This window comes from Sphingobacterium sp. UBA7249, from assembly GCF_002472835.1.
GTDB classification, from domain to species: Bacteria; Bacteroidota; Bacteroidia; order Sphingobacteriales; family Sphingobacteriaceae; genus Sphingobacterium; species Sphingobacterium prati.
The window spans coordinates 1-12297 of sequence record NZ_DKST01000013.1 but is presented as its reverse complement, the minus strand read 5'-3'; the positions used below and the strand labels follow the sequence as shown (position 1 = coordinate 12297).

12 protein-coding genes are annotated in these 12297 nt (G+C 40.1%); 9 read left to right on the top strand and 3 right to left on the bottom strand.

Features of this window, described 5'->3' with window-relative positions; translation table 11 throughout:
* The 9 genes from B4A24_RS09160 to uxuA all read left to right on the top strand — a co-directional run.
* On the top strand, nucleotides 1–891 hold an 891-nt coding region (locus B4A24_RS09160), incomplete at its 5' end, for an ATP-binding cassette domain-containing protein (RefSeq protein ID WP_293944473.1).
* A gap of 8 nt (nucleotides 892–899) precedes the next feature.
* The gene (locus B4A24_RS09155) at nucleotides 900–2090 is read left to right on the top strand and encodes a PAS domain-containing sensor histidine kinase (RefSeq protein WP_293944472.1); all 1191 of its coding nucleotides are present in this window, start codon (nucleotides 900–902) and stop codon (nucleotides 2088–2090) included.
* Between the two features lie 152 nt (nucleotides 2091–2242).
* Nucleotides 2243–3310, top strand: a complete 1068-nt coding sequence (locus tag B4A24_RS09150; protein WP_293944471.1) for a response regulator — start codon at nucleotides 2243–2245, stop codon at nucleotides 3308–3310.
* Between the two features lie 225 nt (nucleotides 3311–3535).
* The gene (locus B4A24_RS09145) at nucleotides 3536–3955 is read left to right on the top strand and encodes a lactate dehydrogenase (protein WP_293944470.1); all 420 of its coding nucleotides are present in this window, start codon (nucleotides 3536–3538) and stop codon (nucleotides 3953–3955) included.
* The gene (gene hemN / locus B4A24_RS09140; RefSeq protein ID WP_293944469.1) at nucleotides 3952–5322 is read left to right on the top strand and encodes an oxygen-independent coproporphyrinogen III oxidase; all 1371 of its coding nucleotides are present in this window, start codon (nucleotides 3952–3954) and stop codon (nucleotides 5320–5322) included. Before B4A24_RS09145 ends, hemN begins: the two co-directional genes overlap by 4 nt.
* Nucleotides 5323–5330: 8 nt before the next feature.
* Nucleotides 5331–7724, top strand: a complete 2394-nt coding sequence (locus B4A24_RS09135) for a heavy metal translocating P-type ATPase (protein ID WP_293944468.1) — start codon at nucleotides 5331–5333, stop codon at nucleotides 7722–7724.
* A gap of 5 nt (nucleotides 7725–7729) precedes the next feature.
* The gene (gene ccoS / locus B4A24_RS09130; protein WP_293944467.1) at nucleotides 7730–7897 is read left to right on the top strand and encodes a cbb3-type cytochrome oxidase assembly protein CcoS; all 168 of its coding nucleotides are present in this window, start codon (nucleotides 7730–7732) and stop codon (nucleotides 7895–7897) included.
* 102 nt (nucleotides 7898–7999) lie between these two features.
* Nucleotides 8000–8818 (top strand): SDR family oxidoreductase, encoded by an 819-nt coding sequence (locus B4A24_RS09125; protein ID WP_293944466.1) that lies wholly within the window; start codon nucleotides 8000–8002, stop codon nucleotides 8816–8818.
* Nucleotides 8819–8830: 12 nt separating this feature from the next.
* Entirely contained in the window at nucleotides 8831–9991 is a 1161-nt protein-coding gene (gene uxuA, locus B4A24_RS09120) for a mannonate dehydratase (RefSeq protein WP_293944465.1), read from the top strand.
* Nucleotides 9992–10132: 141 nt separating this feature from the next.
* Here the strand turns inward: uxuA and B4A24_RS09115 are convergent, their stop codons facing one another.
* The 3 genes from B4A24_RS09115 to B4A24_RS09105 form a co-directional block, all read right to left on the bottom strand.
* The gene (locus B4A24_RS09115; protein WP_293944464.1) at nucleotides 10133–11155 is read right to left on the bottom strand and encodes a LacI family DNA-binding transcriptional regulator; all 1023 of its coding nucleotides are present in this window, start codon (nucleotides 11153–11155) and stop codon (nucleotides 10133–10135) included.
* A gap of 580 nt (nucleotides 11156–11735) precedes the next feature.
* Complete coding sequence (locus B4A24_RS09110) at nucleotides 11736–11951, bottom strand: hypothetical protein (RefSeq protein WP_293944463.1); 216 nt, start codon at nucleotides 11949–11951, stop codon at nucleotides 11736–11738.
* Between the two features lie 25 nt (nucleotides 11952–11976).
* Nucleotides 11977–12243 (bottom strand): hypothetical protein, encoded by a 267-nt coding sequence (locus tag B4A24_RS09105; RefSeq protein WP_293944462.1) that lies wholly within the window; start codon nucleotides 12241–12243, stop codon nucleotides 11977–11979.
* Nucleotides 12244–12297 lie beyond the last annotated feature (54 nt).

Sequence of the window (12297 nt, the reverse complement as noted above, 5' to 3'; positions counted from 1 at the left end):
GAAGAAAAGCAAGAAACTAAACGTCAAAAAACATTGGAGCGTGAACTGGAGTGGGTACGTATGGCTCCAAAAGCCCGTCATGCCAAATCGAAAGCCCGTCTTCACAACTATGAAAAGTTAGCTTCTGAAGAAACCAAAGAGCGTGAAGAAAAATTGGAATTGTTTATTCCACCGGGACCGCGCTTAGGTAATTCTGTCATTGAGGCAACCGATATTTCCAAAGCTTATGGTGACCGTATCTTGTTTGAAAATTTAAGTTTTATGTTACCTCCTGCCGGTATTGTTGGTATCATCGGACCAAATGGTGCAGGTAAAACAACGTTATTCCGCCTGATCACAGGACAGGAAACTCCGGATACGGGATCGTTCAAAGTGGGGGAGACTGTTAAATTGGGTTACGTCGATCAGATGCATCATGACCTTGATCCTGAAAAATCTGTTTGGGAGAATATCACTGGGGGTAACGATAATATGATCCTAGGCAATCGCTCTGTAAATTCCAGAGCTTATGTGTCTAAATTTAATTTTAACGGTGCTGACCAACAAAAGAAAGTAGGTGTACTGTCTGGTGGAGAACGCAACCGTGTCCATTTGGCAATTACATTAAAAGAAGGTTCAAATGTGCTTCTACTCGATGAGCCAACTAATGATATTGACGTTAATACATTACGTGCTTTAGAGGAAGGTTTGGAAAATTTCGGCGGCTGTGCCGTGGTAATTTCTCACGATAGATGGTTTTTGGATCGTATCTGTACGCATATTCTCGCTTTTGAAGGTGATTCTCAAGTCTATTTCTTTGAGGGTAACTACACTGAATATGAGGAGAACCGTAAAAAACGTTTGGGTGATGTAACTCCCCATCGTATTAAATACAAAAAATTGGTAAAATAAAAGTGATCATGGAAAGCGGAAGGCTTTTAGCAGCGATAATAGACCATGCCATCGATGGAATTATTACCATAGACAACAGGGGGAATGTGGAAAGCATTAACCCTGCTGCTCTGGAATTGTTTGGTTACAACGCTGAAGAAGTTATAGGACATAATGTTTCCATGTTAATGCCCGAACCTGATCGGGGTAATCATGATAGTTATCTCCATAATTATCAAACGACAGGACATAAGAAAATTATCGGGATCGGCCGGGAGGTGATGGGACTAAAGAAGAACGGAGAAACTTTTCCGTTCCGCTTGGCCGTGAGTGAGGTCTGGCTTAAAGATAAAAATATTTTTACTGGATTTATCCACGATTTATCACGTGAAAAGGCTGCGGAAGATATGCTAAAACAGCATGCCGCCGAATTGGAACATAAAGTCAGTGAAAGGACGCGTGATTTAATAGCGTTGGTTTCTGAATTGGAAAAAGCAAAGGCTGAAGTCTCTAAATCACTGGAGAAAGAAATTGAGCTTAATCAGCTTAAATCGCGCTTTGTATCCATGGCTTCACATGAGTTTCGCACACCGTTGAGTTCTGTCCAACTGTCCGCTTCGCTGATTGAAAAATATGCGGATCGCCCCGATGATAAAGCGAATATTATTAAACATACGAACAAAATCAAAGGTGCAGTGCAGCTCCTGACCAGTATATTGAACGACTTTCTGTCATTGGAAAAATTGGAGGCAGGTATCGTGGTCATGAACAGACAGTATATAAATTTGGTTGAACTAGCTGAGGAAATTACCGAGGAAATGCAGTTGATCTGCAAGAAAAATCAGCATATTGTCTATCAGCATACAGGCGAGATCGGCCATTTTTCATTGGATCAGAATTTATTGAAAAATGCACTGGTGAATTTGATTTCCAATGCCATCAAATATTCGGGCGAGGATACATTAATTGAATTTACGACTTGTATTGATCATGATGGTTGTTCAATTTCTGTAAAAGATAACGGTATTGGTATTCCCGAAGAGGATCAGGTGCATTTATTCGAGCCTTTTTTCAGAGCACATAACACCGGAAATATTCCGGGCACTGGATTGGGACTGAATATAGTGAAGCGATATATCGAACTTATGGAGGGTAAAATGGAGTTTGTCTCGGAAGTGCATAAGGGAACATCATTTAAAGTCAGTTTTGATAAGATTTAAATTCCATCTGATCGATAGTAGAATGATAGGCTTGTACATCATAAATGGTAAGGATTTGTGCATCCAAATGACTATAAATACGAATGAAGAACTGAGTGTAAAAAGTTAATTGAAAGTAATGGCAATAAACACTCATCAATAATTATTGAGAGATGAAAAATAAAAAGACAATTCTAATCATTGAAGACAATATTGATATTAGAGAGGGAACAACGGAGATTTTGGAGTTGACTGGACGGTATGATGTCATTACGGCTGAGAACGGCCGGATAGGCGTTGATTTGGCAACCCGACATATTCCTGATTTAATTCTCTGTGATATTATGATGCCCGAATTGGATGGTTATGGTGTACTGCTTATGTTAAGTAAAATAGAGAGTACTTCAAAAATTCCTTTTATTTTTCTGACCGCCAAAGCCGAACGCGCGGATATGCGCAAGGCAATGGAGATGGGAGCTGACGATTACCTGACCAAACCTTTTGATGATGTCGAACTGATGAACGCAATTGAAGTTCGACTGAAAAAACATGAACAGCTGTCTGCCGAGGCGCAAGAAGACTACGATTTACAGCTGAGTGCAGAAGAACAAGTTTTATTACTTCAGGAATTGATCACCAACTCTCGGGTGAAAGCAGTAAAAAAGAAACAGTCAATCTTTGAAAAGGACGATTCGCCTACCTACGTTTACTATGTGAAATCTGGGCAGATTCGAAGCTTTAAAACGTATAAAGATGGACGTGAGCTATCCACTGGCATCTTTATAGAAGGTAATTATTTTGGCTATGGATCTGTCCTATTGAATGAAAACTACGAAGATTATGCAGAGGCTGTTGAGCCGAGTGAAATTATTTTAATCCCCAAAGATGCTTTTCTGGAACTCTTATGGAAAAAACCAGCAATAGCCAGCAAGTTTATTAAATTACTTTCCGTAGACCTCCGTGAAAAAGAAGAACAATTGTTGGGGTTCGCATACCATTCTGTCCGCAAACGTGTAGCCAATGCATTGATCAGTGTGGCCGAAAAAAGTGGAGTTAATATCAATGAGGTTAATACCTGTTCAATTGATATCACCAGAGATGGGATTGCTTCGATAGCGGGTACGGCAAATGAAACAGTGTCCCGTATGCTTTCTGATTTTAGAGAGGAAAAGTTGATCTCGAAAGAAAAAGGAAAGATTTATATCAATTCCATTAAAAACCTGCGCGATGTAAAACAGTGATCATTCACTTAACAATTAAAGCAAATAGATTGGCCTGAAGCTGCTTCGGATCATTTAAATCTTACATACAAAAAAGGGCGTCCCCGAATTCACCGGGAACGCCCTTTTTGCATAATTGTGATATATATCATTGTTAGGTATGGTCATGTATCATGTTTTTGGGCCTAGCTATGATTTACTTTTGTTATTAGGATAAACTTATATAGGTTGATTGTAGCGTTCAAAATGAAAGTAGTTGTATATAATGTGAGGTCATTTGAAAAAGAGTTTTGGGCATTGGCCAATGCAAAACAGCATGATCTAACCTTGATTTCAAATGGATTGAATCTTGAAACGCAAAATTACGCGCGCGGAAAGGATGCGGTTGTCATCTCTGGGGGAGATATTTTGGATGACAAAATGCTACTTAATTTAAAAGAATTAGGAATCAACAGGATCATGACAAGAAGTAAGCATACATCCCATATTGATTTGGTCAAAGCGGGTGATCTGAGAATTCAGATTGCCAATGCGCCTTTTGAGGATCAAAGCCCAAAAGGACTGGCAGAACAGACTGTTCGAAATCTCAATCTTTGGGGAATGGAAAAATGTGTCGGTAAAGCTTGCTGTTGTTTAAATGATTGTGCAAAAAATAATTTTCAATGAGTACACAAGAAAAATCTATGGAGGAGTTGGTGCAGAAATATAATGTTGCGGCGCCACGGTATACCAGTTATCCAACAGTTCCATTTTGGGACGAGAGAACATTTTCTACCGAAGCTTGGAAGGGGCAAGTATACCGTACTTTCCAGCAGTCAAAAGATAAGGGACTGAGTCTATATATACACCTTCCTTTTTGCGAAAGTCTATGCACCTACTGTGGCTGTAATACGCGTATCACAAAAAATCATCAGGTTGAACTACCGTATATCACCTCTCTCTTGAAAGAGTGGGAGATGTATTTGGCAGTTTTCAATGGTGAAAAACCTTTGTTGTCAGAAATACACCTAGGAGGGGGCACGCCTACATTTTTTCAGCCTGAAAACCTGAAATTATTGATTGAAGGAATTCTAAAACATGTCAATGTAGCGGGGGAAAGCTCTTTTTCATTCGAAGCGCATCCTGCCAATACCAAAACCGCACATCTACAGGTCCTTTTTGATCTGGGGTTTCGCCGTCTGAGTTTGGGCATACAGGATTTTGATCCGTTGGTGCAGTTTATGATTAATAGGCACCAGTCTTTTGAAGAGGTGGAAGAGATCATGCTGAATGCGAGGGAAATCGGATTTGATTCTATTAATTTCGATTTGATCTATGGATTGCCCAAGCAGACTATAGCGTCTGTGCGGGATACTATTGAAAAATCCATGCTGCTCGGGCCGGATCGCATATCGTTTTATAGTTATGCGCATGTACCTTGGTTAAAACCTGGGCAGCGGCATTATACGGAGGCTGACTTGCCGAAGGGTACTGCTAAATTAGCATTATATAATCTCGGAAAAAGGATGATCCTGGCAGAGGGGTATGCAGATATTGGCATGGATCATTTTGCAAAAAAAGAGGATGAGCTTTATTTAGCTTTCCAACAGGAACGTTTGCACCGCAATTTTATGGGGTATGCAGATCGGTTTAGCCCATTGTTGATTGGTATTGGCGTGTCTTCGATTAGCGATGCCTGGGGTGGCTTCGCTCAGAATGTGAAAACTGTTGAGGAATACCACAAACTGATCGCCTCAGGCGTATTGCCAGTTGTAAAGGGGCATATACTCAACCGGGAAGATCTGATCATAAGGCGTTATATCCTTGATATGATGTGTAAAGGTAAAGTACGTTTGAATCCTACATCCTATTTAGCGGAACAGATTATGGAAGAGTTGTCAACATTGGTTCAAGACGGTTTAGTCTGCATTGAGAATGACCTGATTCGATGCACTGCAACAGGACGTTCGTTTTTACGGAATATCTGTATGGCTTTTGACCAGCGTTTGTTGAATCTTCGTTCAAAAACGCAATTATTTAGTGAAGCAATTTAATTAGCGGTATGGCCGAAACTAAGGAAGAAATAAAGCTGACCGAGATATGTTTCCATTGTGGAGACAAGATCGAAGAAACAGGATATCACCTTGACGACCATGATTTTTGCTGTCTGGGATGCCAAACCGTATATCAGGTTTTACAAGATGGCGGCATGCAACAATATTATCGTTATAATCAGCATCCGGGAAAATCCAATAAAACAACGCAGGAGGACTTTTCGTACTTGGATGAACCACAAGTTGCAGCTAAATTAGTGGATTTTCAGGATGAAAAGATGACTATCATTACCTTTTATATTCCCGCTATTCATTGTAGTTCATGTATTTGGCTACTTGAAAATCTTTATAAATTAAACCCAAACGTTCTGCAGTCCCGCGTGGACTTTATGAAAAAACAGGCTAGTATTACCTTTAATCATACCCTACTTTCCTTAAAAGACTTAGTACATCTATTGGTGAATATTGGTTATAATCCTAAGATTACTTTACAGGATGTCATTAAAGAGGGGAATAAAAATAACTTGAATCCTTTGGTTGCCAAAATTGCCGTAGCTGGATTTTGTTTCGGAAATTCGATGTTATTCAGTTTTCCGGATTACTTTGGTATGGGTGTATTTGAAAAGGAGTATGCCAGTTTTTTCGGTTACATTAATTTAGCTTTTGGTTTACCAGTTTTGTTGTATTGTGCTTCAGGTTATTTTAAGTCAGCTTATGTTAGTTTAAAACAAAAGAGATTAAACCTTGATGTTCCATTAGCCTTGGGAATATTAGTACTATTCCTACGTTCTGCTTTCGAGGTAATAACACAAACGGGAGCGGGTTTTACAGACACCCTATGTAGTCTAGTATTCTTTATTCTCATCGGAAAGTGGGTACAACAGCGGACATATTACCATATTTCTTTTGAACGTGATTATCGGAGTTATTTTCCCGTCGCAGTCACTGTGCTTAATGAGCTAGGAGACAAACCTGTGCAATTGGCCGATATTCGTATTGGCGATCGTATCCTTGTCCGTAATAATGAGATTATCCCAGCAGATGCCATATTGCTAAAAGGTGATGCAGCGATTGATTTTAGTTTTGTAACCGGGGAATCAAGTCCTGTAAGTAAAACATTAGGGGAGATTGTTTATGCCGGAGGTCGACAGACGGGAGAGGCGATAGAACTGGAGGTCATTAAGCCGATTTCGCAATCCTATCTAACCAAATTATGGAATAATGAAAACTATAAAGATTATGACGAGCATTTTCAGACTTTTGTCAACTTTATAAGTAAATATTTTACTGTTGTTTTATTGGCTATCGCTCTTTTTGCAGCACTATATTGGGCTGTAGATGAAAATGCTAATAGGGCTTGGGGGGCTTTTACGGCAGTGCTAATTATCGCATGTCCTTGCGCATTGGCGTTGAGCTCTCCATTTACCCTATCTGCGGCATTAAGTATTTTCGATAGAAACAAGTTCTATGTCAAAAATACAGCAGCGATCGAACAGATGGCTACGATAGATACAATCGTCTTTGATAAAACGGGAACCATTTCTTCACCAAAAGCAACATCAATTTATTTTGAGGGTACACTTACCACAAATGAAAAAATGCTGCTCAACGCAGTGTGCCGAAACTCCAGTCATCCCCTGAGCAGGGAGATCGTAAAATGGCTGGACGTGTCATCGGATATTGCTGTGTGGAATTTTAAGGAATATCCGGGAAAAGGGATGGAAGCAGCGGTTGAAGGACAAATCGTCAAAATCGGGAGTGCCAATTTTTTAAATATAGAAAACATAAAGATCGATGGATCTGTTGTATTCATACGCATTGGTGAAGAATTAAAAGGATATTTTACAATGGAACAAGCATGGAGAACTGGTCTGTCCGCCTTGATCGAAGATTTCAAACCTCATTATGGTCTTCATCTGATATCTGGTGATAATGATCGTCGATTGGATGTGCTAAAATTAATTTTTCCATCGAATGCTTGTTTAATGTTCAATCAATCGCCAATGGAAAAACTTGGACGTATTCAAAGATTTCGACAGGAGGGAAAACATGTTTGTATGATCGGGGATGGATTAAATGATGCCGGTGCGCTGCGTAAAGCTGATCTGGGAATTGCCGTAAGTGATGATATCAATAACTTTTCGCCTGGATGTGACGCGATTCTCGATGGCGAATCATTTGGAAAATTATCAAATTTCTTTGCTTTCAGTAAGGATGCTGTGAAAGTAATCCATATGAGTTTTGCTATCTCCTTACTTTATAATGTGATCGGGCTGAGTTTTGCTGTTCAGGGGATTATGTCGCCCTTATTCGCGGCCATCTTAATGCCTATCAGTACAGTTACGATTATCTCATTTACCAGCTTAATGACGAGATGGTATGCAAAACGTCATAAACTATAGTTCTCATGGAAATTATGTATATTCTAATTGGTTGTAGTGTCTTATTAGCACTGGTATTTTTATGTGCTTTTTTCTGGGCAAATAAGTCAGGACAGCATGATGATACCTATACCCCCTCGGTAAGAATTCTGTTTGATGATGAAACAATAGAGCAAAAGGAAAAAATAGAATAATGTTAACTAAAACGTTATCGTAATTAAATCAATTACTTTTTTTTGTAATTAAGGTTATTATCAATAAAATTGGGAATAAATACCAATTTGAAAAAGAAACACATGAATAATAATCCGTTTTCATTAAAAGATAAGGTTGTTGTCATTACGGGTGGTACAGGAATTCTAGGCGAGGCATTTGTAGAAGCACTAGCTGAGGCAGAAGCAAAAATAGCTATTCTTGGACGTAATGATCAGATCGGAGCAGAACGCGTAAAACAGGTCGAATCTCTCGGCGGAGAGGCGATATTTGTCGAAGTTGATATCATGGACGAGCAGGATGTCAGTAGAGCAAAAGATGAGATCCTCGAAAAATGGGGGCGAATCGATGGATTAGTGAATGCTGTCGGCGGAAATATTCCTGGAGCAACAATAGGAGTTGACCAGGATCTGTTCGCTAGCAATATTCAGGATACAATTAAAGCGATTGAACTTAATCTCTACGGAACCATTATTCCAACACATATTATTGGCAGGGTAATCGCAGAGAGCGGAAAAGGAGTAATCGTCAATATTTCGTCCTTGACAGCAAGTCGCCCATTTACACGGGTGTTGGGCTACACAGTTGCCAAACATGGTATTGATGGTTATACAAAATGGATGGCAACGGAACTTGCACAACGTTATGGTGACAAGGTACGAGTCAATGCCATTGCTCCGGGTGTTTTCCTGACAAAGCAAAACAAAAATCTATTGATAAATCCAGATGGGAGTTATAGTGAACGCACCAAACGGATACTTAACGGAACACCTTACAACCGATTGGGAGATCCACGGGAGTTAAAAGGAACTTTAATCTATTTGTTGAGCGATGCCTCAGCATTTGTAACCGGAGAAACTGTCTTTGTGGATGGCGGCTTTAATGCATGGTGTGGTGTTTAACGAAACTTTGAAATGAATAAATTAGAACAAACATGGCGTTGGTACGGTCCCAACGATCCAGTATCCCTACAGGATGTTAAACAGGCTGGTGCAACCGGTATTGTGACAGCGCTTCACCATATTCCTCACGGTGAGGTTTGGCCCTTAGCCGATATTCAAGAAAGAAAACGTATTATCGAAGAAGCCGGTTTAGTTTGGTCGGTGGTAGAGAGCGTAACGGTTCATGAAGAAATTAAGACCAAAGGACCTAAAGTTGATGAATATATCGCTAAATACAACCAGACATTGGCTAATTTGGCGCAGTGCGGCATTAAAACCGTATGTTACAATTTTATGCCGGTGCTGGATTGGACCCGAACCCAATTGGATCTAACGATGGCAGACGGCTCAAAGGCGCTTTATTTTGACTGGATTGACCTGGCTCTTTTTGATATCTTTATTTTAAAACGGGTATCTGCTGAAAAGGATTATTCGGAAGATATTGTCAGAAAGGCTACTGAACGTTTTGGTACAATTTCCGAACAGCAAAAGGAGAACTTGACAGATGTTGTGCTGATGGGGATTCCAGGGGAAAAAAGTGTAGAGTTGGATGCATTAAAGGCGAGCATAGATACATATAAACATATAGGAAGGGATGGCTTACGGAGAAATTTGATTTATTTTTTAAATGGAATTTCTGCGCAATGTGAAACCGATGGTATTCGTATGACGATCCATCCTGACGATCCGCCGTATCCGATTTTGGGTTTACCACGTATTGCGAGTAATGGTGAAGATCTCGAGTATATTTTAAGGGAAGTGCCTCAACAATTTAATGGTATCTGCTTCTGCACAGGTTCATTAGGAGCCAGCCAGACTAATGATTTACCGGCTATATTGGATCAAGTCAAAGGACGTGTAAACTTTGTTCATTTGCGGAATGTAAAGAAAGATGTCATAGGTAGCTTCTATGAAGCAGATCATTTGAATGGAGATGTGAATATGTATAAAATTATGCAAATTTTGGTCGCTGAGAATCAGTTGAGATCTACTGCTATTCCTTTTAGACCTGATCATGGGCATCAGATGCTGGACGATCTTAATAAAGTGACAAATCCTGGTTATTCGGCTATTGGCCGACTGAGAGGTTTGGCTGAATTGCGGGGATTGGAATATGGCATTGCTGGCGAGTAATCCTCAATAATGGTCGGATTGTTTGTTTTCGCTAACAAGAGTACTGCCAAATAGAAAAAAGACAGTCAGCAGATAATAGTTTTTAGGGTATTATCTACTGACTGTCTTTTTTTTATTCTCTCCATGTAAAACGAAGAGGGATTATAGTGAAGATTTTCTTACGATAAGTTGTGTCGGAAGTTCGATGGTTTCAAATTCGTGAATTGGTCGTGTTTGATTGATGGTGTCAATCAGTTTTTTTGTTGCTATTTCACCAATTTCAGTTGCGGGTTGTACCACTGTAGACAATGCAGGATTTAATGAGGCAGCGATTTGAGTATTAGAAAATCCAATGACAGCAACTTCCGTCGGAACTTCTATTTGAAGTTCGGCCAAAATACCCAATGTTCTTGTTGTGATCACATCAGTTGCTCCGAAAATTGCGTCGATATTTTTGTGATCAATAAATTCCTTGATTATTATTTCTTTTATTCTACTATCCAAATCAACGGTGCTGTTAAACCCGCATTCAATATAATGTTTTTCATCAAAAGGGATGTTAGCATCAGATAAGGCGGCTTTAAAGCCATTTAGCCGTTCCTCGGCTACGCCTAAATTCTTTCCTGTGATGTGTAATATATTCCGTTTTCCTTGTTGAATAAGGTGTTGTGTGGCATCGTAGGCCCCTTTAAAATTATTGACGCCAACCTTGAATGTATCCAATTTGTGATTGATTCGATCAAATATGACGACGGGTATTCGAGCTTTAATAAGTTCCTTAAGTTCTTCGATGTTTGAACCGGAAGAAACAGGGGCAATCATTAAACCGTCGATACCGCGCATTCTTAATACATCTATGCAATTCTTTTCGATGCGTTCATCTTCTCTACTCTGCATGAAGATGATGTCGTAGATAGTTTGTTGAGAAGCGATCTGAATTCCATCGAGAATCTGTGAAACGAATGTATTACTGATATTTGAAACAATAACCCCAATGGTATTTGATTTTCCAATTTTTAAACTTCGGGCTAACTTATTGGGATGGAAATTATGCTTTTTAGCGTATTCTTGCACTGTTTTCTTTGTTGCTTCGCTGATTTCGTAGCTGTCTGACAGTGCTTTGGAAACTGTTGAAACAGAAATGTTGAGTTCTAAAGCTATATCTTTCAGGGTAGTTCTGCTCATCACTTTGGGCGTTATTATGAGAAGATAAATCTACATAAAAAAATAGATAAACAAGGTTTTTTTGATAAATATCGTCAGCTATTGTTGTAACAATAATGTAGTCCGCTTTATAGCATTTTTATGTTTAGCAAATTCAATTTTTATGTGTTTCTTTTCCGAAAAACTGCATTTCCAGCGATTTAATCCGAGTGTTTAGGCTGTTTTGAAGTTCTTTCGGCTGCGATTCGAGATCCGCTCGGGATCGAATCGGGCTTTAAAGACGTCTGAGTGCAGATGTTAGCATGGATCGACCGGACTGCTACTGCTGTTCTAACGTGTTAGACTCGGACTCATTATGGAGTTAGCACGGAAAGGGTACGGATTCATTCCGAAGCTGTCCCGACCCTGATATGAAGCAGTTCTGACTGGGAGGGGAAGAAGGATGCTTTTGCCTGTAGGTATACCAGGTCTGGTATTTTTTAAAGATAAGTCTATTATTAACTTAGCAATAAGCTATACTTAGGTTAGGATTTAGTTAGGTATCCATTAGCTTTTACCTAAAGAATACCTAAACTAAACCTAAACAAAACCTAAGTAAAACCTAACTAAACACAGGAACTGTATTGGTATTTTTGCTGCTGCTTTTGCCTTGTCGTTCTGTCGTCTTTACGGCCTGTTTCCGGCTGCGGTTTTTATGCCTGCCCAAGATTCGACCGCCCTGATCCGGAGTGGTCCGGCTCATTGGAAGATTTTCGGTTCTGGCCCGTTGCCTATTCGGCCCTTTGCCTATTCGGCCGGGGGCCTCTGTTTTGTTCACGTCCACGTCCCATTCTCCTGTCTTCTCACTGTATCCCCGATGGATTTCTGTTAGCCAGTCCTATGCTTTTGGCCCCCTTTTCCCATGAGCCCCCCGTTTCTATAACCTTTCCAGTCCGCTGGCTCCGCCCCCGTGCTCCATTCCTATTGCTTTTCCCCGGCATCTGCCCGGTTCTGGATAGGATCTGAAATCCCTTCCTCCGGGCACCGAAATACTGTAAATAACAATAAACCCATGCCCCGGCGGTTGTTTTTGCATGCGATGTCCTTTCTCCGGTAGACGATTCTACCATTTTTAGGCTTGCTGTGCCCTGTCCTGTAAAAACAATCGGTCAAGTTCACAGGCA